This window comes from Kordiimonas sp. (assembly GCF_048264555.1).
GTDB lineage: Bacteria > Pseudomonadota > Alphaproteobacteria > Sphingomonadales > Kordiimonadaceae > Kordiimonas.
Genome location: NZ_JBLXCX010000004.1, coordinates 128,924 through 154,835 on the forward strand (window position 1 = coordinate 128,924; position 25,912 = coordinate 154,835).

The following is a 25,912-nucleotide window of genomic DNA, read 5'->3' on the forward strand; positions in this document are numbered from 1 at the left end:
CAAGCGGTTTTGGCACTCTCGTTTGGCGTTTATATTACATTGCTCAAAACTGTCTGAAAAATGTCACGCTTTTGCGTGGTTCGCGTTTTGCGAGGTAATGGTTTCTAGCCTTTCGGTGATACTTTAGTTTGGTTTTGTGCCTGAACCCCGTCCTCGTCTTCCTGCACTTTGGTCAGGTAAGCGTCGAGCCGATCAAATCGTTCGCTCCAAAGCGCGCGTTGGCCGATCAGCCAGTCTTCGGCTGTGTCCAGCGTGGCGGGCTCAAGCTCACAGGTGCGAATACGCCCCGCCTTCGTTGACCGGATCAGACCGCTGCGTTCCAACACCTTGAGATGCTGCATAAAAGATGGCAGGGCCATGCCAAAGGGGGCTGCCAGTTCGCTGACCGTGATCGGGCCGTCAGACAGGCGCCGGATAACCGCGCGGCGTGTCTTATCCGACAGGGCATGGAAAACCTGATCAAGTGCTGCATTATTGTTAGTCATGTGCCTAACTATCATCCTCGGGTTATGTTGGCAACCAATATTTAGGTGGTTTGCTAACTATTATTGTGGGTGCATTCCATTGACGCCCTAGCTGGGTCCCCCTATGGATGATGACCATGGCCGTTGGGGGTGCTGATGAGCGATGACCGTAAAAAAGACAATAGCAGGAACGCTGTGCTCGCGGATGATGCGGCGGCGCTGGTCCATGACCTGCGCACACCGCTTTTGACCATTCGGGCGCTTGCAGCCCTTCTGGATGACGATGGCGCACAAGCCTCACCAGCACGCGAGATCGAAAACCAACTGGACCGGTTGAGTTGCCGGCTGGATGCTTTTGCACAGCTTATAGCGCCAAGCGTTCGGCAGGTGATGCCTGAGAGCGCAACGGGAACTCGCGCCGCATACCATGTGCTTTATGTTGATGATGACGAGCTGCACCGGGATATCGGCCGCAGGATGCTCGAACAAAGCGGGTGTAGCGTGGTGTTATGCGCGAATGGTGCGGAAGCCTTGACGTGGTGTGAGCGGGAGCATTTCGACCTTATTTTCCTCGACCGGAACACACCGATTATGAGCGGCGTTGAAGCTGCACGTGAGCTGGCATCAAAGAACGGGGGAGTTGTCCCCTATATGGTTGGCATGTCTAACGACCCACGCGGCGACCAGATGCGCGAGGAGTGTATGGGAGCTGGTATGAAGGACTATTTTGCCAAACCGCTAACGACGGAGAAGCTGGCGGTGGTGCTGCAGAATATCAGTTGCCACCAACCACCCGAAGACCGGTAGCGCCGCTGTCTCTCGGTTTCATGCGCTTTGCTGCGGGCAGGGAGAGATGAAACTCCGTGCCCTCACCGAGCGTGCTGGTGGCAGTGATGGTGCCGCCATGTTCCGCCACAATACGTTTGATAACCCCCATGCCAATGCCGGAACCGCCTTGAGCCCGGTGGCCGGTTTCAGACTTGTCCCACAGCGTTGCAATACGTTCCTTGCTCATGCCCGCGCCGTTATCCCTGATGGTGCAACTGATCATATCCTGATCGGCGGATGTTGAGATGGTGACGCTTGATTTCGCCTTGTTCAGCGCCCGGAAGGCATTTGAGAGGATGTTTGAGAGCATGATGCCGATCTCTTCCTCATAGCCATCGAACGGTGGCAGGTCATCAAGCTCAAGGCGCACGAGGCTCGCGTGGGTCGGGAAGCTTGAGACAACATCGCGAATGGTTTCATTGAGGTTGAAACGGCTGAAGGTCTTTTTATGTTGGCCCTTCAGCATGCGGGCCATGGTGGAGACAAGCGCATGACCCTTTTTCACCTGTTCAAGAATTCTGGCCTGCTGCTCCTCAGGTGAAAAGGCGTCGCCCGCCAGCAAAAGCGCTTCGATATTGGAAAATGGCGTTTTGACGTCATGGTTATATTCGTTGAGGCGAGACACAACGGTCAGGGTTTTCTCGGCTTCGTTCAGGCTGCTTTCAAGCAGGTCGTGTGCCGTCAGCCGCTCAAGCGCCGGGCCAATCTCAGTTGATATCCAGTCCAGCAGGCGAATGTCGTCTGCGGTAAATTGTTCGCTCTTGAGCGGGCGGCCAAGGGTAATGAAACCGGCGATATCCCCACGCAGCATGATCGGCACACAGGCACTGGCGCGAACGTCAGCAAAAGCCGGCCTGCTATCTTCAGGTGCCTCGTCATGGAAAGTGATGCCGCGCTGGTTGGTAAGGTGTTTGAGAAGTGCCTGGCTACCGTCAGGTGTTGCTTGCAAAGACGCTTGTTTGCTGTCGCGCATTGTGTGCAGGCGCAGCCAGTCTGATTGACCGTCCGTACCAAAATGCGCCGCATTCAGGTCTATCGCATAGTCCTGGACCTGCACGAGCTTCAGGAAAACATCGTCACACAGATCTGTTAGCCCGCTGAGGGAGGAGCAGTTTTTCAGCCCCTTCAGCATCCATGTGGTGGTGTATTCATAATTATAGCTGGGCCGGGTGAAATATTTATCACGCAAGCCGGTAAGCGCGAGCGTGAGGCGCGGGTAAGCTTCTACCATGGCAAAGAGCGCTGTGAAACGCAGGAAGCCAAGCTCATAAAGCGTCAAGCTGGTTTGGGCGATCGCGAGCTCAAGCAGCGCGAAACCCGCACCAAGGCTGACCAGTGAGATCGCCTTGATAAGGCCTGTATGCACCGCCGCGCCAACGCTGATCATATGGTGCCGCAACAGCGCATAAGCGAGGATGGATAGGCCAAGTATGTTGCCCGCCATGCCAAAAAGTTTCGAGGAACCAAAACTGATGATGCCAAGTGTGGTGCCGCTGATAATGGCAACCATCAGCCAGCGCATGCGCTGCCGCTCCCGGAAGATTGCTGTCTTGAGGGTGTGCCCAACAAGCATCAGGCAGAACAGGCTGGCGCCGACAAAATTGACCTCATGCACCGTTGATATCAGGTCAGGGGCTGTGACAAAGCCTTCTGCTGTGGCCATCAGTTGGCTTGGTTTCCAGAGCAGGTTCGCGCCGTAGAGCGCGAGGCTTGTCAGCGATGAAACTGCAATTACCCCCTTGAGGGCGGGGTTTAAGCGTGCCTGTGTGATCTGGGTAAAAAATATAATCATGCAGGGTGCTATAAAGAACATGCCGAAGCGCAAGCCGTGGAACCACGGCGCGAGGGCAGTGATGTCCGCCACTGATGACGCGAGGAACAGGTCAAGGGACCAGATGCCGAAGCAGAACCACAGAAGGGCAAAAGACACGGCTGTCTTGCTGCGCGAAGCGCGCAGGACGTAGATCGATACCGCGAAGTCGATCAACGCAACAACAAGATAGCCAGTCACTTGTTAATCCCCTGTCTCCATCAATATGGAGTAATTGTGCATACTACATACTATAGGGCTTTATTCTTTCGCGCTACATGTATCACGTGTTTTTTTGCATCTTTAGATGAAATAAGTGTTAACCGGGGCCAAAAAATGGCCCCGGCTTTAGTCGTGTTTAACAAAGCCCGAAACGCCGCAGGGTCTTATATTTGGGGTCGCTGTTCACAAGTTGACGTGCTTCGCGCAGGTTGCACGCCATCAGCACAACGTCAAAATCCAGGGCGAGGGAACGTTTTACGCCCGATATGGGTTCGAACTGCATGCTTTTGTAAAAATCAACCTGGGTGGCGCGGGGGGAGGTGACAATATAGTCGGCACCAACCTCGAGCGCCTTGTCGAAGACATTTTTGAAAAGCTTGAACTTCAGGCGCAGCGCCTTGTGCTGGAAGGTGGGGTGAACCACGAACTTATTGGATTCCACCACCCGGGCATCGAATCCGATATGGCCTTCCATCTCATCGGGGAAAAGTTCCTGCGCCGGGATGCCGAGGTCCGGCCGTTCAGGCTGATAGACACACGCGCGGATCGAACCAGCGGGAATGCCCTCAATATATTCAATGAAGGAATGACAGTTGGGGGCTGTGTCATAGGGGTCCATGAAGGTGTGCTGGTTGTTCTCCTTGATGGACGCTTTGTCGAGATAGGCTGTGTAGCGGAGCTCGTAAATTTGCTGTTCCGCTGATTTCTGGGTTTGGGTCGTTAACATGAGTTTCTCCTGTTCAGCTAAAAACGTTAGCGGGCATGCTATCCCACACTTATTTTAAGCTGTAAGGAAACTCTTGGTTACAGGAATACACTTATTAGACGTAAAATATTGGTTTCACGGGAAAAATTGCGGCTCAAATGCAACAAAACCGCCGGAAATCCGGCGGTTTAGATGAAGCTCTATAGGCTTTTAGGGCCTTTTTTTGCGCTGCTTATTCGACCGTTTGGTTCTTCACCGTTTCCCGTTTGAAGAAAAACAGGGCGATGAGAATGCATGTAAGCGGCACGAGGGAGAGATAAAAGGCGGTGCTGCCGCCAAAGTTGCCGAACACGTTACCGGTGATGATGGACCCTGTGGTGCCGCCAAGGGCTGAGAAAATGACGATGAGCCCGGTCATCTCCGAATGCTGGTATTTGGGTAGTGCGCTCAAGACCGCTGAATTGATCGCGGGATAGATGGGCGCAAGAAATAGCCCGATCAGCGGGAAGATATAGGCGGCCGCCGGTGCATCGGTCCAGGTCACATTTGGGTTGTGCATGATGTTTTCCGCCATGGGCAGGCTTATAAGTACAAGCGCACCAACCGCGAGAATGCATACATTCAGCACCGGATACCAATCGAAACGCGCCATCACAACGCCTGCGCTCAGGCGACCAATCGCCAGTGTGGCTGCAAAAATACTGGTGGCCTGAATGCTCATGCTCTCCGGCAGCATCAACACTTCATTGTTGAAGGTTGGCAGCCATGTGCCAATGCCCTGTTCAATCAGCACATAAAGGAAGGCGGAGATGACAAAAATGTACCCAATGGGCCGAATGACAAGACGCATCATATCCATGAAGTCGTCTTTGAGACTGCTGCCTTCGTGATGGGCCTCGCTTTCATCAAGCGGGGTGAAGTAAATGATGACAATGCTCAGTGCCGTCAGCACAGCAAGCGGCCAATATACACCGAGCCATGTTTGTGAGTAGCGGTTCCCGTCCTCAACGAAGTAGCTGAACATGCCGTAGCCCGTCAGCACGCCAACCATGAAAATACCCTCAAGCGTATTCATGAAACTGGCGTGAGATTTTTTGCCGTCAGTGATCAAGCCGACCGTGGAATAAACCGAGACTTTCACCAGTGCAAAAGAAACGCCAACCGTCAGGAAAAGCAGCTTGGTGGTCAGGAAGGTGGGCACAAGCGGCATCGCGATACAGGCTAGCGTGACGAGCAGAAGCCCGGTCATCATGGCGTTACGGAAGCCAAAGCGGGGGAGGAAGGATGCGACCAGAAAGGACACTATTGCGATGGGCAGGTCTTTATAACCTTCAAGCACGCTCGCGTCCGCGTGTGTCAGATCGAAGTTTTTGATCACTTGCAGGATCACCGTGCCAACGCTGTTCAGCAGTATGGCAAAAACGAAATAGATCAAAAACAATGAGAACCTGATACGCCAGTTGCTCATAACGCCTCCCACAACTTTCCCCTCAGCATCACAGTAGGATCTTCCCAATCTCTACTGAAGCCGAAAGCGAACATATCAGTATTGCAATCGATTGCAAAGAAGATATTATAGCGGTGATTCTAGGGGTCGAGTGAAGGGAAGATTGTGACCGTGAGTTCTGCTGATAAGCGCGGCAATGCCGCACCTCAATTCAAGGCCGACCCATGGTGTTTGGTGGAAGAAGGGTTTGATGGGGAAGCGCTTGCGGTCGGGGAAACCTTGTTTGCCCAAGCGAATGGCTATATTGGCACACGCGGCACATTCGAAGACCCCGTCGCACCCGGCGCCCCGTCGGTTGAAGGCACATTTATCAATGGTGTCTACTTGAGAGAACCCATCCATTACGATGAAGGCGCTTTTGGCCTCGCGACCCATAATAACAAAATGATCCTTGTGCCGGACGGCAAGCGTTTTGAGCTGAGCGCCGGTGGTGACGTGTTGGTGCAGGGTAAAAGCGCCTCTGTTTCCCAGCGTCGTTCGCTGGATATGCGCACGGGCGTGCTGGAGCGGCTAACCCGGTGGCAACTGGGGGCGGGGCAATATCTCGATGTCAGGTGTGAGCGTTTTGTCTCACTTGCCCAGCCCGGGTTAATTGCCTTCCGTTACACTGTTGTCTCAGACGGATACCGCGGTGAGGTCAAGATCAAGACAGGCCTTGACGCTGCCTACGGTGCGACAGGCCGCGGCGGAGACCCGCGGGCGGGTGCACTTTCAATCAAAGACTGCCTGACCACACCAAAGGCTGAGCTGGTTGCCGGTGGCCGTGTGGTCAGCCATAGCGTGACCGACAGTGACGCTGTGGTAAACGCTGGTTATGTGCTGAGCTTTGGTGAGCGGATGAGTGGCGGTGAGGTTTTGTCTCCCGGCTTTTGGGGGCACGAGGTTTCCGCGACACTGACCCCGGGCAGCGAGATTGAGCTTACCAAATATGTTGCCTATAGCGACGGGAAGGTAGCTGAACAACCGCGTTTGATGGCTCTTTTGCGGGCTGAGCTGGAAGCGGCGCAGAAAACCGGTTTCGGCCGCTTGTTGGCCGAGCATAAAAAACGCTTTGAGGATTTCTGGGGCACGGCAGACATTACTGTTGCGGGGCCGGTCGCCGTGCAGCAAGGCATGCGCTTCAATCTCTTTCATCTGTTCCAGAGCGCCGGCAAGGACGGCAAGCGCGCGTTAAGCGCCAAGGGCCTTACTGGTGCAGGGTATGATGGGCACTATTTCTGGGATACGGAGATATATGCCGTCCCGTTTTTTGTTTTCACCAAGCCGGAGGTCGCGCGGGCGCTGCTTTCTTACCGTATCAGCACGCTTGATAAAGCGCGCGAACGGGCCCGCACCATGGCGCATAAAAAGGGTGCTTTGTTCCCCTGGCGCACCATCGGCGGTGAGGAATGCTCAAGCTATTTCCCGGCAGGGACCGGACAGTATCACATCAATGCGGCCATCGCCTATGCGGTGCTTCAATATGTGGGGGCAACGGGTGATGACGCTTTCCTAAAGGAAGGCGGTGCCGAGCTGTTGTTTGAAACCGCCCGTATCTGGATGGACCTTGGCCACTTTAATGCGCGGAAGGGTGGCAAGTTCTGCCTGAGCGAGGTAACAGGCCCTGACGAATACACCGCAATGACGGACAATAATCTCTACACCAACATGATGGCGCAGCATCACCTTGAAAACGCAGCCGCACTTGCCGGGCGGATCAAGGCAGATATGCCGGATGTATATGCATCCCTGAAAGCGAAGATCGGGCTTGAAGAGGCGGAGGTTCAGGCATGGGCGGAGGCGGCCGCAAACATGTACCTGCCTTATGACGCGGCGCTCGGCATTCATGAGCAGTGTGACGGGTTCCTCGATAAGCCGGAGTGGGATTTTGAGGGCACGCCGAAGGATCATTATCCGCTTCTCCTGCATTATCACCCGTTGGTGATCTACCGGCATCAGGTATTGAAACAGCCGGATGTGGTGCTTGCGCAGATGCTGCTCTCAGACAAATTTGATGCGGCAGACAAGCGCCGGAACCTTGCCTACTATGAGCCCCGCACCACGCATGACAGCACACTTTCAGCCTGTATGTATGCAATCGCTAACGCCGAGGTAGGGGACAAGGCGAAGGCGCTGGAGTTCTTTGAAGAAACCTATCGTATGGACATCGATAACAGGCACGGCAATACCCACTATGGTGTGCATATTGCCTGTATGGCCGGGTCGTGGATGGGCGTTACCTATGGTTTTGCGGGCATGCGCTTTGGGGCTGGTAAGCTCTCATTCAGGCCGTATTTGCCTGAAGGTTGGGATAGGTACAGTTTCAAGGTTCAGTTTCAAGGCCAGGTGCTTGAGGTAGAGGTCAGCGCAGAGGGGGCCGCGTATAAGCTTCTGGGCAACAATCAGCTGTCGATTGACCATGCCGGTGAAACCATCAAGCTGCTTCCCGGTGAGCCCAAGTTGATGGAAATCTAACCCCTATATGTGCAGGAGTGTTCGTGTGTCTTGTTTTCGAGCCTGTATTTTTGATCTTGATGGGGTGATTACTGATACCGCCCATTATCATTTCCTCGCGTGGCAGCGGCTTGCGCGGTCTGTGGGCGTTGAATTTGATCATGCTGACAATGACCAGTTGAAAGGCGTGGGGCGGATGGAATCGCTGGAGTTCATTCTGGCGAAGTCTGCCAGGGTTTTCTCTGACCCCGAGAAGGCCGCGCTCGCACATCAGAAAAATGAAGATTACAAAGAGTTGATCCGTGAGATATCCCCCAAAGACATTCTGCCCGGTATCCAAGAGGCGTTTGATTGGCTTAAGGCGGTAGGTTGGAAGATCGGGCTGGCTTCAGCCAGTCGCAACGCGCCACAAGTGATCAGCAGTCTCGGAATAGAAGGCGTGTTTGATTATGTTGCTGACGCGGGTGCGATCCCGAACGGGAAACCGGCGCCAGATATATTCCTTGATGTCGCTGATGCCTTTGGTTTGCGTGGCAGCGAATGTATTGGCGTTGAAGATGCGGCAGCAGGCGTTACGGCGATCAAGGCTGCAGGCATGACGGCAATCGGGGTGGGGGACGCGGAAACCTTGCGCGAGGCAGATTTGGTGTTGCCCACAACAGAGATGCTTCTGGAAAACGGATTGAAAGTTCTGGCGCGTTAGGCGTTCCCGCACGACTGCCGTACAACCAGCTCAATTGGCATGGCTGTATGATCTACGGTTTTCCCGCCAATGATATCGAGCAGGTTGCGTACCAGCAGTTTGCCACCAAGGCGAATATCTTGTCGCACAGTCGTAATGCCCGGGGTAGCGAAGACCGCCAGCGGGTTATCGTCAAAACCAACAATTGCCACATCATCGGGTACGGCAACGCCAGCTTCGCTCAACCGTTTCACGACGCCAAGCACGATGTTGTCGCTGACCGCAAAAATCGCATCACACTTGAAGGTGGGGTCAAGGATGATGTGATCGGTTTTCATGTAACCGTCTGAGCGGGAAAAATCGGTGGGGATCACTAGGTCTGCATCAAAGGGTATGCCAGCATCCCGCAGTGCGTCACAGTATCCATCAAGCCGGTGTTCCATCTCCGGGTGGCGGGCGTCTCCCATGAAGGCGATGCGCTTGCGCCCGTTCCTGATCAGGAGAGAGGTGGCTTCATAGCCGCCGGTGCGGTTGTCACTACCGACGGTAAGATAGTCATGTTCCGGCATCTCAGCCCCCCACACAATGAAGGGCGTACCGCTGGCTGCCAGACGGTCAAGGCGCGGGTCATTGCGTCCCTGGCCGATGATGATCAGGCCGTCCGCACGCTTGCTGTCGATGTAATAATCGGCAAGGTCGTCAATATCATGCGGGTTGGTGGACAGCAGCAGGTCATAGCCATGATGCGCTGCTTCATCGGCGATGCTGCCCAGAAGCACCATCAAAAACGCGTCTGAAACCTCATGCCCCCACTCTTTATCAACCAGCAACACCACGGCCAGTGTGTGGGTCTTCTGGGTGCGGAAGTTCCGCGCGGCGGTGTTGACCTTGTAGTTATGTTCGCGTGCGATGCCCTGGATGCGTGCACGCGTTTCTTTGTTGATCAACTCACTGTTTTTAAGCGCGCGAGAGACCGTCGCCTCAGAGACGCCAGCCAGTTGCGCGATATCCGCCATGGTCAGGGTTTTGCTTTTGTTCATAGGTTTTTACTACATGCAGTTTTGCCTCATTGTCGAGGATTATTACAAAATCATGCAATCGATTGAAATTTTGTATTGCAATCGATTGCAAAGAAGCGTAGCTATAATGCATCAACGCCTCTGTGCGCGGTTGGCTATAAGTATTATTTGCCGGTTGGTAGCTTTATAGGTCAGGCTCCCATCATGGTATCAGCCCAACAGGTCGCGGCGTTAAGAGGTCAAGGAAATGTAAGGCGTGGGAGGGCCAAACTGATGCGTTTTTCACATAGAGTATTAAAATCATCGACCGCGATTGCGGCGATTGTTGCCATGTCGGCAACGGCTGTTTCGGCGCAAGACGCGGAAGCGAACGCAGATGCCGACAACATGGCATTTGAAGAGATTGTCGTTTTGGGTACACCTGGCGGTGCCGGTGTGCGCAAGCAGGATGCAAGCTTCGCTATCACAACAATGAATGCTGACACCATCGGCCTTGCAGGCGCCAAAAGCACCGCAGAGCTGTTTACGCTCGTGCCCGGTGTTTGGGCGGAAAGCTCAGGCGGTATCGCTGGTGCGAACATTGACGTACGTGGCCTGCCGGGTGGTGGTGATGCACCTTTCGTGACCATGTCGCTGAACGGCGCCCCTATCTACGGCACCGAGATGCTGTCGTTTTTTGAACAAAGCTCCATCTTCCGGGTGGATGAGACCATCCAGTCCGCAGAAGCGCTGCGCGGTGGTCCCAACTCAGTATTCTCGAACGGTGAACCGGGTGTGACACTTAACTTCAACCTGAAGAAGGGCGGCCCTGAAACCGAAGGCCGCGTGAAATACACCACGTCAGATTATAACCTGCAGCGCGTTGATGCCGTGCTTTCGGGCCAGATTGATGATGGCCTTTATTATATGGTGGGTGGTTATATCCGCAGCTCGCACGGTGTGCGCGACGCTGAGTTCAACTCCGAGAAGGGGAACCAGTTCACTGTTCACCTGACTAAAGAGTTTGATAATGGCGAGATCAGCGCATTCACCCGTGTGACCGATGATCACGGACAGTGGTACCTGCCAATGGCGCTGTTTACCGGCAATGATCTTGGCGAGTTTTCGCAACTTGGCAACAACACCCGTTTCCGTACGCTTCAGGTGCATGGCAACGGCGAGACGGAACAGTTTGATTTTGCCGACGGTCGCGGTTGGGATGGTTCCATCTCCGGCCTGAAGATCGACTTTGATCTGGGCGATGGCTGGCGTGTTCGTAACAACACATCCTACACCAAGGGTGCGGCCGATACATATGGCCTGGTGCCTGATGGGAGCCCGGTGCAGGTGTCTGCGCTTGCAAGCGGTTCCGCAACCACACTCGGCGGTGTTGACCTCGCGGGCAGCGAGTATGTCCAGAACTATGGCCACTGGGTGGTGCAGAAAGATTTGGAAAGCTTCACCAACGACCTCAGCCTCAACAAAATGGTTGGCGATCACGACGTTACCTTCGGTTACTATAAGGCAACATGGTCGTCTGATGATTTCTGGACGATCGGTAACTTTACCCCGCTGCATAACGTGGCAAATGGTGATTTCCTCGACGCGGGTACAGCCTGTTCTGCCCTCGCGGACGCAGGCTCAGGCTCCGGCTGCTGGGCCTATGGTCTCGACAGTGCGGGCGACGCGACGGCAGATGCGCTCTATATCGCCGATAGCTGGCAGATCACACCTGAGTTGCGGTTTGACTTTGGCCTGCGCCATGAGTGGTTCGAGATCGACTATACGCTCGATAGCGGCCCGGGCTTCCCTGACGGCACACGTGATCTTGCAACAACGCTCAATGACAAAGAGTGGGCATACACTGCCGCTGTAAACTATGATTTCAGTGACGATCTGGGTGTGTTCGCGCGCTATTCCGATGGTTACCTGATGCCTCACTTCGATGACGTGCGGGAAAACAACCTCAACGTCAACGGCGTGAAGCAGCTTGAGGGTGGCGTGAAGTTCTCGAGCGACCATGTTGGCCTGTTCGCGACTGTTTTCTATAACAAGAACGACAGCTTCTCGAGCGTGGTAGGCAGCACCGTTGGTGCGGTTGCGTTTAAAACCCGCTCCGTTGGGGTGGAGTTTGAAGGGCACTATACGTATGACGCCTTCAACCTCTCCTTCCTTGGCACATTGCAGGATGCGGAGATCACCGAGTCCACCACAGCGACAGACATCGGCAATCAGGTTCTTCGTCAGCCAAAATGGCAGGCTCGCATCTCACCAAGCTATGATTTCGAGATCGGCGATATGACAGCAACGCTATATGGTGCTGTACAGCTTGTCGGCAAACGTTTTGGTGACAACGGCAACTCTGTTGAGCTGGCGGGTTACGAGAAGGTTGACGCTGGCGTGCTCGTGCGCACAAGCTCAAATCTCTTCTTCCAGGTTCACGCAGATAACCTCACAGACAGCCACGGCATCACCGAAGGTGACCCGCGGAACCCTGCTGCGCCGAACGGTCGCCCGATCCTGGGTCGGTCCTTCAAGTTCAGCATTGGCTACGACTTCTAAGTTTCGAGTATTGGCCATGGGCGTTAGTTCGCCCTTGGCTACTCCCTATGGTTTCCCACCCAGTATTTGGGGCCTGGCGCTACATCTCTTCCCGGGGTGTAGCGCCTTTTTTATATGTACTGGTTTGGTTACAGAACCTAGGCTGTGAGATTTCACTAGCGGCTGGTTCAGAAAAGAAGTTGAGCCTTATTCGACAGTGACCGATTTGGCCAAGTTACGTGGCTGGTCAACGTCCGTACCTTTCTCAACGGCTGCATAATACGCCAGAAGCTGCACCGGTATGGCGTAGATGATCGGGGCCACAAGCTCACCTGCGGTTGGCATTTCAAAGCGGGCAAACATGCCTTCGGCTTCGCTTTCAGCATTGTCAGACAGCAGGATAACCTTGCCTTGCCGCGCCATAATTTCCTGAAGGTTTGAAACGGTTTTGTCGATCAGGTCATCGTTCGGGGCAATGCCGATCACAGGCACATTCTCGTCGATCAGCGCGATGGGGCCATGCTTCAGCTCGCCGGCGGCATAACCTTCAGCGTGGATATAGCTGATTTCCTTGAGCTTGAGCGCGCCTTCCATCGCGATGGGGAAGTGGATACCCCGCCCGACAAAGAGCACATCACGGGCATGCGCGATGGAGCGCGCGATATCCTGCAACTTCTCGTCATGATGCAGCACCTGCGCCATGAGCTTGGGGGCTGTCTCCAGCTCGCTCACATAGGCGTCTTCCTGCTCGTCGTTGATCTGCCCTTTGGCTGCGGCGAGATTGATGGCGAATGCGGCCAGCACGCTAAGCTGACACGTGAATGCCTTCGTGCTTGCGACCCCAATTTCCGGCCCGGCATGGATGGGCAGAATAACATCTGCTTCCCGCGCCATGGTGGACCCCATGACGTTTACCAGCACACCAATGTGCTGCCCGGCGGCTTTTGCGTGCCTTAGGGCGGCCAGAGTGTCTGCTGTCTCTCCTGACTGCGAGATAAAGAGGGCGAGCCCACCGTCAACATACACCGGGTCGCGGTAGCGATATTCTGACGCGATATCCACATCAACCGGTACACGGGCGATTTTCTCGATCCAGTAACGGGCGACAAGGGCCGCGTAATAGCTCGTGCCGCAGGCAACCAGCGTGATCTTGGGCACTGTCGCCAGTTCAAACGGCATGTCGGGCAGGCGTACTTTGCCTTTGTTCGGGTCCAGGTACCGCCCCAGTGCTTGCGCCACTACCGTCGGCTGCTCAAAAATTTCTTTCTGCATGAAGTGGCGATGGTTGCCCTTGTCCACCATCGTTGCGGCAACCTGACTGATGGTGGTGGGGCGTGTGACAGCCTTGCCTGCCGCGTCGTACACTTGCACGGCCTCGCGGCTCAACTGGGCCCAATCACCTTCCTCTAGGTAAATGAGCCGGTTTGAGAGGCTCGCAAGCGCCATGGCATCCGAGCCCAGGTAGTTCTCACCATCCCCAAGGCCAACAACCAGTGGGCTGCCTTCCCGCGCGCCGAACATCATATTCTGTTCGCCCTTGATCAGTACACAAAGGGCAAAAGCCCCTTCCAGACGACCAAGGGTTTTATGGAAAGCGTCTTTAGGCGCGAGACCTTCACTCAGGTAACGGGTCAGAAGGTGAGCAACGACCTCAGTGTCGGTTTCGCCTTCAAACTTGGTGCCTTTGCCCAGCAGTTCTGCCTTCAGGCTGCGGAAGTTTTCAATAATGCCATTATGAACAATGGCAATGCGGTCGGTCATGTGAGGGTGGGCGTTGGCCTCTGTTGGTTCCCCGTGGGTTGCCCAGCGGGTGTGACCGATGCCGCTGTTGCCAGCCAGAGGCGTTTGCCCGAGTTTGGCGCTTAAGTTTTCAAGCTTGCCCGGCGCACGACAGCGGGTTAATTCACCGCCATCAAGCGTGGCGATGCCTGCGCTGTCGTATCCGCGGTATTCAAGCCGTTTCAGGCTCTCCAGAATGCGCGGTGTAGCCGCAGATTTGCCTAATATTCCGACGATCCCACACATGGACTAGCGCCCCTTTTTCTTGTCTGACTGTGCCGCTTTTTTTGCGGCTTGTGTTTCACGGAAAGTGGCAGCGAAGCCAGCACGGTTACGCTGTTGGCCACGGGCGACAGCAAGTGCGTCACTTTCTACATCCTTGGTGATCACGCTACCGGCACCAACAAGGGCGCCGTCGCCAATGGTGACCGGAGCAACAAGAGCGGAGTTGGAGCCAATAAAAGCCCCAGCGCCGATATGTGTCTCAAACTTGAGGAAACCATCATAATTACAAGTGATGGTGCCCGCACCAATGTTGGCTTCTGCGCCAATGGTTGCGTCACCGATATAAGACAGATGGCTTACCTTCACCCCCTGCTCAAGTTTGGCTTTTTTCACCTCAACAAAATTACCGACCTTGGCATTTTCACCAACATCCGCACCTGGCCGCAGGCGTGCGAAGGGGCCGATGGTCGCGCCGGTCCTGATGTAAGCCCCGTCAATATGGGAATAGGCCTTGATGGTGACACCATCTTCAATAGTTACGTTCGGGCCGAAGACCACGCCGGGTTCAATGATCACATCAGTGCCGATGTGTGTGTCATGGCTGAAATACACGGTGGACGGGTCGGTCATCGTGACGCCGCCAGATAAAGCCCGTTGGCGCATTTTGTTTTGGAACGTTGCTTCCGCGAGGGCGAGGTCTTCACGGCTGTTGATGCCGAGCACGTCTTTCTCCGAGGCTTCAACCACGCTGACGTTATAATCGTCCGCACGAGCGGCAGCGACCAAATCAGTCAGATAATATTCACCAGACGCATTATTGTTGGAAAGGGACGCCAGCCACGGGAACATCTTGCTGCCGTCTATCAGCATCATGCCGGAGTTGCAGAGGTCGATCTGGCGCTCACTGTCCGTTGCATCCTTAAATTCAACGATCCGTTCCAGAGCGCCATCAGGGGTGGTGACAAGGCGGCCATATTTTGCAGGGTCTTTCGGGCGGAACCCCAGCACAACAAGACCTGTGTTTGCGGTGGCCGCCTTCGCAGTGATCATCTGCTCCATCAGCGCGGTTGGGATGAAAGGCACGTCGCCGTATAAAACCAGCACATCGCCTGCGGTGCCTTGAAGAGCGGGTTTGGTGACCATAACAGCGTGGCCCGTGCCCAATTGTTCCGTTTGCGTAACAACCTCACAGTTGCGGGCCTGGGCCTCAACCTGCTCACGGTCAGCACCAACGACCAACACCGTTTTCTGTGGTGACAGTTCCTCGACGCTATCCAGCAGATGATGCAACATGGGTTTGCCGCCAATGGCATGCAAAACCTTATGCAGCTTGGATTTCATTCGTGTCCCTTTGCCCGCTGCAAGAACAACGACTGAAATTTGGTGCTTAGGCATCTATTTTTCGCTCCCCGGCTGGATATCCCCCAGCATGTCTTTTGCATCAATAAGATGCCAGCTTGACCTTACCCCCCGCTTTTTAGCCTGTTTGTCCATATGACGCCAATAGGCTTGCAGGAAAAAGTGTTGAACGGCCCCCATGAAGCGAAAGCCAAAACCCGGCCATGGGTTAAAGGGGTTATGGCGACTGAACGCCCATATCTCAAGCCGGTTGGCACCGTGCTTGGCCTGCCCGCGACCATGGAAACCGTTGGTGTTGGCGATAACAAGCGTACCTGCTGTTGCCGTGATACCCTCCGGCGCAGGCAGGTTCATTTCTGTGAGATCAGCGGCATCTGCGCGAAATGACCCTTTTTCCGAGTATCCGTCCCGCAGGTGAGATGCATTGCAAGACCGCCGGTATTCCCACTTTAGCCGCCGGAAGGTAAGGCGATTTGAGGTGCGAACATAGGTGAACGGGCCTTGCTCAGGTTTCACATCCTCCAGAAACAGCCAGGCTTTCATGGTGGGGTGGAACGTATCGGAATGCATGGTTTTCTGGGGGTCTGCCTTGCCCTCCTGATATCCGTTGCGAATGCGCTGGATATAGAGCAGGGGCATGGTTACTTTCGCACCGGCATATTGTAGCAAGCGTAGTAAGCGGCGGCCTTTGGTCACAGAAGCGAGAGTAGGGCGCGCCACGAGTGCATTTTCGGTGATCAGGATACGCTGGGTTGCGGTATTGCCCTGAACCATCTGCCGGGTTTCCCCATCAAAGCTTGAGAGTTCTCTTCTGATGGCCATTACGTCATCACGGCTTAGAAAATCAGGGATGATGCAAAAGCCGTTCTCCGCATATTCTCTGCGAAGCGCGCGCGGCATCTTGTAGCGCAGGAAAAACCAGCGAAGGTGTGCGGCACCGCGGGCAACGAGCAGGCGGATTATATGAAGCCCCAGAATATTGAGGAGACGTGCGCCAATGATGGGGTTTGCCTTGAACGATTTCCCCTGACCAAACACACCAAAAAGCCATATGGGCCACATGTAAATTTTAAAAAATCTCGGCATGATATGGCTGATCAGATATCCTGTGGAAGCATCAAGGTGTTGATAGCTGTTTTGCCGCAGTGGCTACCCAAGCGCAATGACATAATCTCATAGTATCAAGTTTGAGGACCTGGAAGCGAGCGCCGGAACGGGCGCCGAGACCTATATTTTTTTCGGGACAGGCAAAACCCGGAAGAAATGTTAGACACCAATGCAGGTAATTTGCTTAAATCTGCTATGCTCGACCGGTTTATTGGGGACCTTATGTCAGATCAACAGCTGTATTTGCGCGGCGGATGCGCCATTAGCTCTTCCCGGAGGAGGCGCTGATGGGCATTTTGCATGCGGACCTGCTTATCCTGATCGGCGTGGTATTGGTGCCGGTTACGCTTCTTGCCAAGGTACGGCGGTTGACCGGGCTGGACCGTGGTTTGAAGCTTATACTGCTCGGTTCATTTTTCCTGTGTATGGCAGCGCTCGTTGATTATCTGGAAGAAACGGCGCTTAAGCCCCATCTCGATGCAATGGCCAGCAAGGATGCCTGGAATTTGATGGTTGCCGCTTTCGGGTATGTGCCGGGCCTATTCCTCACAGCCCTTGGTCTCTCCCGCTGGTTTAAGGTCTCCCTGTTGTGGGAAGAAGAAGTAAAGCGCCGAAAAGCGGCGGAAGCTGAGCTGAGACACAGAACCAAGCAGTTGCAGCAGGCTGTGGAAGAAGCCGAGCGCGCGAGCCGGGCGAAAACAGAATTTCTGGCCAAAATGAGCCATGAACTTAGAACACCCCTCAATGCAATTATCGGGTTTTCCGAGGTGATGAACATGCAGGTGTTTGGCCGCCTTGGTGAACGCCGGTATGAAGAATACAGCCATCTGATCAACCGGAGCGGTAAGCTGCTATTGGATATTATCAGCGATATCCTTGACCTCGCGAAAGTGGAAGCGGGTAAGCTGGAGCTGGACGAGGAAGATTTCTGCCTCGGGGAACTGCTTGAAGAATGCTTGCCGATTGTGGAGTTTAACGCGCGAGATAAGGGCCTGATTCTCGAACAACAGATCGTAAAACCGTTGGAGTTGAAGGCCGATCGGCGGATCGTAAAACAGATGATCCTCAATCTGTTGTCTAACGCTATCAAGTTTACAAAAGCAGGCGGTACTATCACGGCCATATCGCTCAAGATGCCAGATGGTAGTTATGCCTTGATGGTCAACGATACCGGCGAGGGCATGCTGACGGAAGAGATTGCCATTGCGCTTGAACCGTTCGGGCAGATCGAAAGTGTTATGACCCGCAGTCATGAAGGAACCGGGCTCGGGTTATCACTTGTGCGCACCTTCATTCAGCTGCATGGCGGCGAGATTTTTATTGAGAGCAAAAAGGGTGTAGGTACAAGTGTCTGCCTCAAGTTCCCTGAAAGTAGGGCGCTTAAAAACGCATCCTAGCAAGTTGGCTTAACCTCTTAATTTGTGAGTGACCTGTGAGACATATAGTTCTGATATCTCTATCGTTAGCCATTGCTGTGTCGAGCAGTGTCTTCGCTCAGGATAAGGCGGACAACCCATTCACGCCGGGTAGCTGCCTTGCCGCTCAAAGTGATGGCGTGCGCTGGAAGCAATATTGTGATGAGGCCCAGGCGCTTCATGCAGGCCTTACTCAGAGATCAAGAACAGCCTCTATCGAGCTTGCGCAGCTTAAGAAGCTGCTACTGGATGCTGGCGATCTCTCCATGTGGCAGTTCCTCTCCTTGAGCCTGGCCGAGCGTGGCCCCTATTACGCAAGCGTGCCGCGAAAGATGGCCTTGATGGATGAGATTGAGGCGACACTCAACCTTGAAGCTAAACCTGACAGGTTCGTGGGGCTGGCGATCAAGGTTGTCCGGGCAAACACAGTGGGGAATGGCCCCGCTGAAGGCGTGGTTGAAGAGGCCATCTCGTTAATTGAGGGGGAGACGAACCCCCATCTTTTGGAGATGCTAAGCTCAAGCCTGATCAAGCACACTAACGCCCTTGTCGGTGTTGAAAATTATGACGCGGCCACAGCATCGCTTCACGCTTGTGAAAGCGCTTCGGATGCTTGGGGAAACCCGCTTATGCCGCAGCGGTGTTATAATCTTGTGCGGTTAACCGGGCGCGAACCAGCGACATTTTTGCAAACCGTGGCGCTGCGGGAAGAAGCACTGACCTGTGGGCGTGACCTGGTTCCGCTTTGCAATTTGTTCAGGAAGTCAGGCCACGGCAAATATCTGCCCGACGCCAGAGCCGAGGGTTAATTGGCCCCAAGTAATGCCCGGCGCTCTGACGTAACCAGTGTTTTCAGGAATGATGCAACCCGGTCGATGTGCGGCTCGGAATGTAGTTCCGCGTGTACCACCAGCCACAGGTCACGCAGGATCGACAGCTCATTCGGCAAAACGGTAGTCAATCCTTTCATTCGGTCAGCCAGATAGCAGGGTAGAAGCGCGATGCCCAAACCCGCTTCTGCGGCATGTGCCTGGCCTGTAACGCTGGTCGTCCGAAAAATTACCTGCGGGTTACCGATGGCTTTATCGAGCATCTGCAACTCCGGCACGGGCAAGAGGTCCTCAACATACCAGATAAAATGATGATGGCTCAGGTCAGGCAAGCGCACCACCGGCGGATGTTTTTGCAGGTAGCTAGGGGCGGCATATAGCCGGAGGCGATAATCGCCAAGTTTTTCAGAGACCACGCGGCCGTGTCCGGGCGGCGAAAGAGTGATGGCAGCATCCGCATCCCGGCGACTGAAGTTGAGGGACCTGGTCTCCGCAACAAGTTCAAGCGTGATGCCGGGGTTGTGGCTTCGAAAGCTGGTGCAATGCCGGGCGAGAAACTGGCTGCCAAATGCCTCTGGTGTTGCCAGTCGTACCGTGCCGGATGGCCCTGCGGTTGCCGCCGGGGCGATCTCATCCAGAAGGGCAACGGACCCTGCTTCCATCTTCTCGGCATGAACAAGAAGTCGTCTGCCGTTTTCATTCATCTTGTAGGAACGGTTCTCGCGGTCAAAAAGCTTGAGGTCAAGTTGGTCTTCAAGTGCTGCAATCCTGCGCGCCACAGTGGTGTGGTCAACACCAAGACGCAAAGCCGCCGCAGCAAGTTTGCCGCGGCGCGCGAGTTCGAGAAAGTAGCGCAGGTCATTCCAGTCAAACATGCCGTATCCTTACGACAAGGAATGCCCTGCGCAAAGGGCTTTAGTTATTTCGGTGTTTCTTCCGTTTTGCCCTCATCAACTTCTTCAATCTCAACTTGGCCTTGTTTGGCAGCTTTGTTCTTCCGCATCTGCCTCAGGTAGTCCACCACATGCGGTGGGAAGCGCACACCGATATCTGTTGAAGGCATGCCGCTATAGTTCTCGAACGAGAAGTTGCTGATGCCGTTGCTGGAGCCTGCAGCCGCTGGTTTACCTGCGTTCACATGTACAATACTGTCGTAAAGGGCTGCTTCATTGGTGGCAGCGGAGGAACCAACAGCAGAGTCACCACCAAAGAGATCGGCAATAAAATAGTCCTTGGTTTTTGCCTTGATCTTTTTGGCGTTTCTGATGCGGGAATGCAGCCCGGAATCGGTCAGGCTGATAAAGTGTTTTTTCAGGTCCTCTTCCCAGTTTGGAAACAGGGCTTCATTTTCCTTGTAGAGGGTGGAAATTTCAAGAGATGAACCTACGGGCCGCATGCCACGGTTTGAGTTAACAAACTCTTTGGCATTGTCGACCAGTTGCCGGTGCACCTGATCGCCTGTATAGGCTTCCTGGCGTACATTGGGGCCACCCACAAATCCTTGGAACAAACCGTACATCACGAGGGTAGAATCCCATTTTTCAATAAGGATTTCGTGAATATCATCAAGCGAGAGGTTTTGCCCTGCGACGGTCAGTACCTTTCTTTTCCATGGTGAAGGATGTTTCTTTGAGCCTTCCCGCAGCTTCTTGAGCGACTGGACAGGATATTCTTCCGCCAGAAGTTCAATGAGCGTCATGTTGTAGAGGTTCAGCCAGTAGGCCAGCTGTTCATTTTTCGTCCAGGTGTTCATCGGTGCCTGATCGGGCACTTTTTCCAGCTCTGTGCGAATTTTATGGAGGAAAGCTATATTTTCCTCAGTGTAGGCGGGGAACAGAAGGCGGTTGCCTTCATTGCGTGTGCGGCTCATGTTGCCCCTTACCACCCGCGTGCCAATTTGAGCCTCTGGGGCGGAAGCCAGCTCTCTGCCGGCTGTGCCGGAGTCGATGACGGTGGAGCGCAGTATGGCAGTCCAGTCATCATATCGTATCTGAATGGGTGACCCGCGTGTTTCCCCCCGGAACACTTCGGGAATGTTTTTCTCGTCAGCAAAACCTGGCGCACTGAACAAACCGGCTGTCGCCAACAGTAAACCTGTAACTAAAGCGGTCGTTTTTTTCATGTCGTCCCCCTGTAACGTAAGTGCCCTATCTCAACTCACAACAACCCCATAGGAAAGTTTATGACTTTCGATATTATTTTAGGGGCGAGGCGGGAAAAAATTCAAGCCAAAGTATGGGGTTTTGGATAGTTTCGACCGGCTACATGAGTCTTTTGTTTATTTTAAATAACTTTAGTTTATTTGCTTCATCACGCACGCGCCACAGTGGCTCGCGGCGATGTTTCTGCTGAATAGCGACAAGTGGAAATATGTGCATTAATGCACAAAATATGATGCAAAACTTCTTGATGATCTGCAATATCGCATGATGTATGCTCCGCGGGATTTTGGGACGGAGCATGCTGCTCAAAGGACAATAACCGTAATACCTGCTTGCCCCGGAGGGGCTTGTTCTTAAGCGGCTAATTTGGAGATTTTATCATGTATGAGCGTCATCATTATATTAATGGCGAAACTGTAGAAGGCACATCCGGTCGTTTTGGCCCTGTGTTTAACCCATCAACTGGCGAGCAGGCTGGTAAAGTTGCCCTCGCGAGCAAATCTGAAGTTGAAAACGCTATCGCTGCAGCCGAGGCTGCATTTCCTGAGTGGTCTGCCACCTCGGTTGTGAAGCGCGCACGTGTGTTGCAAAATCTTGTTCACATTCTCTATCGTGAAAAAGACAAGCTGGCAGAGGCGCTTTCTTCTGAGCACGGCAAAGTGTTCTCGGACGCGCAAGGCGACGTACAGCGCGGCCTTGAGGTTGCAGAGTTTGCGCAAGGCATCCCGCACCTCATCAAAGGCGAGTTTTCAGATAATGTCTCAAGCGGCATTGATATGTATTCCATGCGCAAGCCGCTTGGCGTGGTAGCGGGCATCACGCCTTTTAACTTCCCTGCCATGATCCCGCTGTGGATGAGCTGTGTGGCTATCGCATGCGGCAACACCTATGTGCTGAAGCCAAGTGAAAAAGACCCAAGCGTGCCGTTGATGCTGGCGGCATGCTGGAAAGAAGCAGGGTTGCCAGACGGCGTGTTTAACGTGGTGAACGGCGACAAGGAAGCCGTGGACACGGTGTGCACAGATCCCCGTGTGAAGGCTGTGTCTTTCGTGGGTTCCACGCCGATTGCGCAATATGTCTATGCGACAGCCACGGCGCATGGAAAACGGTGCCAGGCTATGGGCGGCGCGAAGAACCACATGCTGATCATGCCTGACGCAGACCTTGATCAGGTAACAGACGCCCTTGTTGGCGCGGCCTATGGTTCAGCCGGTGAACGCTGCATGGCGATTTCTGTTGCTGTTCCGGTTGGTAAAGCAACCGCTGACAAGCTGGTAGAGATGCTGAAGCCGCGTGTTGAAGCGCTCAAGATCGGCCATTCCATGGATATGGAAGCGGAGATGGGTCCGCTTGTGACCGCTGATCACCTCGCGAAGGTTCGTGGATATCTTGATCTTGCCGAACAGGAAGGGGCGACAGCAGTCGTTGATGGCCGCAACTTCGAATACAAGATGCAGGGCTTCGAGAATGGCTATTACCTTGGCGGTTCTCTCTTTGACAATGTCAAACCCGGTATGCGCACCTACAAGGAAGAAATCTTCGGGCCAACGCTTCAGGTTATGCGGACCGAAAGTTTTGATGAAGCTGCAAGCCTGCCGTCTATCCATGAATTCGGCAATGGTACGTCAATCTACACCCGTGACGGTGACACGGCGCGCGAATATGTGAACCGTGTTGAGGTTGGCATGGTTGGCGTGAACGTGCCGATCCCTGTGCCGCTCGCGTTCCATACTTTTGGTGGCTGGAAGAACTCAGCCTTCGGCGACATCAACCAGCACGGTATGGAAGGGGTTCGCTTTTACACCAAAACAAAAACGGTCACTTCCCGCTGGCCAACTGGCATTCGTTCAGGCGCGGAGTTTGTCATTCCGACGCTGAACAGCTAAATTACGAAACCCGAAGGGCTTGAGCCCTTCGGGTTTATCCGTCACGAGGCAAAATAATAATAGTATCAAGTGCTTCAGCGCCTTCGTGACAATGTGCAGACCGTAAACCATGCCGTCTGCTTGAACACGCGGGGAGATGATTCTCATGATGATTAAAAACTTTATAGCTGGCGCCGCGATTGTTACCGCGCTGGCAGGGTGCCAAGCTGAGAACAGTGGCTCGGCAACCAAGGGTGAGCAGCCAGTTGTTGATACCAGCGTTGACCTGAACGTTGAGATACCGTTTGAGAAGTTTACGCTCGATAACGGCCTTCGGGTGATTGTACATGAAGACCGCAAGGCGCCAATCGTGGCTGTTGGTGTTTGGTACCATGTTGGTTCGAAAGACGAGCCAGCAGGTAAAACCGGGTTCGCGCACCTTTTTGAACACCTTATGTTCAATGGCTCCGAAAACTATAACGACGAGTTTTTCAAGCCGTTCGACGCTGTTGGCGCCACCAACATGAACGGTACAACGTGGTTTGACCGCACAAATTATTTCCAGAACGTACCAACCCCGGCGCTTGATATGGCGCTGTGGATGGAATCTGACCGCATGGGTCACCTCCTTGGTGCTGTCGATCAGGAGAAGCTCGATAACCAGATCGGTGTTGTGCAGAACGAGAAACGGCAAGGCGATAACGCGCCATATGGTCTCGTGGAGTATCGCCAACTGGAGGGCCTTTTCCCGGTTGGACACCCTTATCGCCATTCTACCATTGGTTCGATGGAGGATTTGTCCGCCGCGTCGCTCGAGGATGTGAAAGGCTGGTTCCGTGAATATTATGGCGCCGCCAATACGGTGATCGTGCTCGCGGGCGATATTGACGCCACCACAGCCAAACCTTTGATGGAAAAATATTTCGGCGACATTGAGGCTGGCCCAGCGCTGAAACAGCATAAAGCATGGGTGCCGACCCGTGTGAACAACACGATTGAAGAAATGGTGGACCAGAAGGCCCCGCAGGTGCGCATCTACCGCAACTGGGCCGTGGCACCACGTACCGACCTGACTTCTGCAGAAATGTTCCTGACAGCGGACCTTCTTGGCGGGGGCAAAAACTCGCGCCTCTATCAAGCGCTTGTGTATCAAAACCAGCTTGCCGTGAGCGTGAGCGTGAGCATGCAGCCGTTTGAACTGGCGTCCATGTTTGAAATTCAGGTTACCCTGAAGCCGGGTGCGGATGAAGCAGAGGTTGAGCGCTTGATCAATACGGAGCTGGAGAAGTTCCTGGCGGAAGGCCCCACCAACGAAGAACTGAAGCGGGTGAAAACCAGTATTCTCGCGAACCAGATCAGAGGGCTGGAACAGATTGGTGGTTTTGGTGGTAAGGGCACGGCGCTGGCGCGCGGTGAACTATACGCTGGCGACGCGGGCTTCTACGCAAAAACCATTGACCGGCTGAACCATGCAAGTGCTGCGGACGTCAAAAGCGTTGCCAATAAATGGCTTGGCCAAGGCTATTACCAGCTGACAGTGCGGCCTTACCCTGAATATAAAACTGTGGCGTCAGACGTTGACCGCTCGAAAGGGTTGCCAGAAGTTGGCGATTTGCCAGACCTGACCTTCCCTGCGATTGAGGAAGCCACGCTTAAAAACGGTATGCGGGTTGTAGTTGCTAATCGTCCAACCGTTCCTGTGGTGACAATGGCGATGCAGTTTGATGCCGGTTATGCGGCAGATGCCGGGCGAGCCCTTGGTACGGCAAGCTTTGCGCTTGCGATGCTTGATGAGGGCACGACGTCCCGTTCTGCGCTTGAAATATCAGCAGAAGCTGAGGGGCTTGGTGCAAACCTTTCAACTGGCTCCAACCTCGATATGAGCACCGTTACGCTTTCCGCGCTGAAGCCGAACCTGAATGCGTCCCTTGCCCTCGCATCTGACGTGGTGCGCAACCCGGCGTTTGATCAGGGCGAGATGGACCGGTTGCGTCAGCGCTGGATACAGTCTATCGCTCAGGAGAAGGCCCAGCCGGTTCAACTGGCGCTGCGGACTTTGCCTGCGATCCTCTATGGTGAAGGGCATAGCTACAGCGTGCCATACACCGGTTCTGGCACGGAAGCGGCCATTGAAGGCCTCAGCCGTGATGATCTGGTGAAATTCCACACCGATTGGATACGCCCAGATAACGCGACCATCTTCATGGTTGGTGATATCACGCTTGATGAAGCAACAACATCGCTTGAGAAAGCGTTTGGTGATTGGTCCGCGCCTGCGAGCCCAGTACCAACCAAAAATATCACCGACGCAGACCTGCCGTCTGAAGGCCGTGTGATCATCATGGACAAGCCGGGCTCGCCGCAATCCCTGATCCTGGCGGGGCATCTTTATCCGTCAACGGGCAACGACGCCTATATGACACAAGAGATGGCCAGCAGTATCCTGGGCGGTGAGTTCACGTCCCGGGTGAATATGAACCTCCGTGAGGACAAAGGCTGGGCATATGGTGCTTACACATTCACAACCGATGCTCGCGGGCAGCGTATGTGGCTTGTTTATGCACCAGTTCAGACGGATAAAACCAAAGAGTCGATTGCGGAACTCAATAAAGAGTTCGCGGCTTATCTTGGCGACCGTCCGGCCACACAGGAAGAGCTTTCCCTGTTTGTTGCCAAACAGACCAACAGCCTGCCGGGTGATTTTGAAACGGCGGGTGCCGTTCTTGGCAGCCTTCTCTCCAACAACCGCTTTGGCCGCTCGAACGATTATGTGCCGAGCTTGAAGGCGAAATATGAGGCACTTGATATCGACGCGATCAAGGTCGAAGCCAAAGCAAACATTCACCCCGGTAAACTGGTGTGGCTGATTGTTGGTGACCGTGCGCAGATTGAAGCAGGTGTCCGTGAACTTGGCCTAGGTGAGGTTGAGGTCTGGGACGCAAACGGTAACAAGCTGAACTAGAGTTTTGCGGGCGGGGT

At 54.2% G+C, this 25,912-nt stretch carries 18 protein-coding genes; 8 read left to right on the forward strand and 10 right to left on the reverse strand.

Annotated elements, in window-relative coordinates; all coding sequences use genetic code 11:
• Window positions 1-104 precede the first annotated feature (104 nt).
• Complete coding sequence (locus tag ACN0XZ_RS12570) at window positions 105-485, reverse strand: ArsR/SmtB family transcription factor (protein ID WP_417458123.1); 381 nt, start codon at window positions 483-485, stop codon at window positions 105-107.
• A 135-nt stretch (window positions 486-620) separates the two neighbouring features.
• On the opposite strand from ACN0XZ_RS12570, the gene ACN0XZ_RS12575 reads away from it, so the two are divergent.
• Complete coding sequence (locus tag ACN0XZ_RS12575; protein ID WP_417458124.1) at window positions 621-1,271, forward strand: response regulator; 651 nt, start codon at window positions 621-623, stop codon at window positions 1,269-1,271.
• On the opposite strand, the gene ACN0XZ_RS12580 is transcribed toward ACN0XZ_RS12575, so the two are convergent.
• The 3 genes from ACN0XZ_RS12580 to ACN0XZ_RS12590 all read right to left on the reverse strand — a co-directional run bounded on the left by ACN0XZ_RS12580 (window position 1,240) and on the right by ACN0XZ_RS12590 (window position 5,498).
• Window positions 1,240-3,303, reverse strand: coding sequence for an ATP-binding protein (locus ACN0XZ_RS12580; RefSeq protein WP_417458125.1), 2,064 nt, complete (start codon window positions 3,301-3,303; stop codon window positions 1,240-1,242). The genes ACN0XZ_RS12575 and ACN0XZ_RS12580 overlap by 32 nt on opposite strands.
• Before the next feature lie 157 nt (window positions 3,304-3,460).
• Window positions 3,461-4,051, reverse strand: a complete 591-nt coding sequence (locus tag ACN0XZ_RS12585; protein ID WP_417458126.1) for an N-acyl amino acid synthase FeeM domain-containing protein — start codon at window positions 4,049-4,051, stop codon at window positions 3,461-3,463.
• Between the two features lie 211 nt (window positions 4,052-4,262).
• Entirely contained in the window at window positions 4,263-5,498 is a 1,236-nt protein-coding gene (locus ACN0XZ_RS12590) for an MFS transporter (RefSeq protein WP_417458127.1), read from the reverse strand.
• A 144-nt stretch (window positions 5,499-5,642) separates the two neighbouring features.
• Between ACN0XZ_RS12590 and ACN0XZ_RS12595 the strand changes: the two genes are divergently transcribed.
• Window positions 5,643-7,991, forward strand: coding sequence for a glycoside hydrolase family 65 protein (locus ACN0XZ_RS12595; RefSeq protein WP_417458128.1), 2,349 nt, complete (start codon window positions 5,643-5,645; stop codon window positions 7,989-7,991).
• Between the two features lie 25 nt (window positions 7,992-8,016).
• Window positions 8,017-8,673, forward strand: coding sequence for a beta-phosphoglucomutase (gene pgmB / locus ACN0XZ_RS12600; RefSeq protein ID WP_417458129.1), 657 nt, complete (start codon window positions 8,017-8,019; stop codon window positions 8,671-8,673).
• Here the strand turns inward: pgmB and ACN0XZ_RS12605 are convergent.
• On the reverse strand, window positions 8,670-9,692 hold the full coding sequence (locus ACN0XZ_RS12605; protein ID WP_417458130.1) for a LacI family DNA-binding transcriptional regulator: 1,023 nt from the start codon (window positions 9,690-9,692) through the stop codon (window positions 8,670-8,672). The genes pgmB and ACN0XZ_RS12605 overlap by 4 nt on opposite strands.
• A gap of 252 nt (window positions 9,693-9,944) precedes the next feature.
• Here ACN0XZ_RS12605 and ACN0XZ_RS12610 point away from each other — a divergent pair, with 252 nt between their 5' ends.
• Complete coding sequence (locus ACN0XZ_RS12610) at window positions 9,945-12,212, forward strand: TonB-dependent siderophore receptor (protein ID WP_417458131.1); 2,268 nt, start codon at window positions 9,945-9,947, stop codon at window positions 12,210-12,212.
• Window positions 12,213-12,398: 186 nt separating this feature from the next.
• On the opposite strand, the gene glmS is transcribed toward ACN0XZ_RS12610, so the two are convergent.
• From glmS to ACN0XZ_RS12625, 3 genes are read right to left on the reverse strand one after another with little or no spacing between them, the layout of a single operon-like run.
• Window positions 12,399-14,216: a glutamine--fructose-6-phosphate transaminase (isomerizing) gene (glmS, locus tag ACN0XZ_RS12615; protein WP_417458132.1), complete on the reverse strand. Its 1,818-nt coding sequence runs from the start codon at window positions 14,214-14,216 to the stop codon at window positions 12,399-12,401.
• A 3-nt stretch (window positions 14,217-14,219) separates the two neighbouring features.
• Window positions 14,220-15,590, reverse strand: coding sequence for a bifunctional UDP-N-acetylglucosamine diphosphorylase/glucosamine-1-phosphate N-acetyltransferase GlmU (gene glmU, locus ACN0XZ_RS12620; protein WP_417458133.1), 1,371 nt, complete (start codon window positions 15,588-15,590; stop codon window positions 14,220-14,222).
• A complete protein-coding gene (locus tag ACN0XZ_RS12625; protein ID WP_417458134.1) occupies window positions 15,591-16,640 on the reverse strand; it encodes a phytanoyl-CoA dioxygenase family protein in 1,050 nt (349 codons plus the stop codon).
• Between the two features lie 308 nt (window positions 16,641-16,948).
• Here ACN0XZ_RS12625 and ACN0XZ_RS12630 point away from each other — a divergent pair, with 308 nt between their 5' ends.
• On the forward strand, window positions 16,949-18,058 hold the full coding sequence (locus tag ACN0XZ_RS12630) for a sensor histidine kinase (RefSeq protein ID WP_417458135.1): 1,110 nt from the start codon (window positions 16,949-16,951) through the stop codon (window positions 18,056-18,058).
• 35 nt (window positions 18,059-18,093) lie between these two features.
• On the forward strand, window positions 18,094-18,885 hold the full coding sequence (locus ACN0XZ_RS12635) for a hypothetical protein (RefSeq protein WP_417458136.1): 792 nt from the start codon (window positions 18,094-18,096) through the stop codon (window positions 18,883-18,885).
• Here the strand turns inward: ACN0XZ_RS12635 and ACN0XZ_RS12640 are convergent.
• Window positions 18,882-19,781 (reverse strand): LysR family transcriptional regulator, encoded by a 900-nt coding sequence (locus ACN0XZ_RS12640; protein WP_417458137.1) that lies wholly within the window; start codon window positions 19,779-19,781, stop codon window positions 18,882-18,884. The two genes, ACN0XZ_RS12635 and ACN0XZ_RS12640, sit on opposite strands and share 4 nt — an antisense overlap.
• A 44-nt stretch (window positions 19,782-19,825) precedes the next feature.
• A complete protein-coding gene (locus ACN0XZ_RS12645) occupies window positions 19,826-21,028 on the reverse strand; it encodes a DUF547 domain-containing protein (RefSeq protein ID WP_417458138.1) in 1,203 nt (400 codons plus the stop codon).
• A gap of 420 nt (window positions 21,029-21,448) precedes the next feature.
• On the opposite strand from ACN0XZ_RS12645, the gene ACN0XZ_RS12650 reads away from it, so the two are divergent.
• The gene (locus ACN0XZ_RS12650; protein ID WP_417458139.1) at window positions 21,449-22,954 is read left to right on the forward strand and encodes a CoA-acylating methylmalonate-semialdehyde dehydrogenase; all 1,506 of its coding nucleotides are present in this window, start codon (window positions 21,449-21,451) and stop codon (window positions 22,952-22,954) included.
• Between the two features lie 145 nt (window positions 22,955-23,099).
• Window positions 23,100-25,895 (forward strand): M16 family metallopeptidase, encoded by a 2,796-nt coding sequence (locus tag ACN0XZ_RS12655; RefSeq protein WP_417458140.1) that lies wholly within the window; start codon window positions 23,100-23,102, stop codon window positions 25,893-25,895.
• Window positions 25,896-25,912 lie beyond the last annotated feature (17 nt).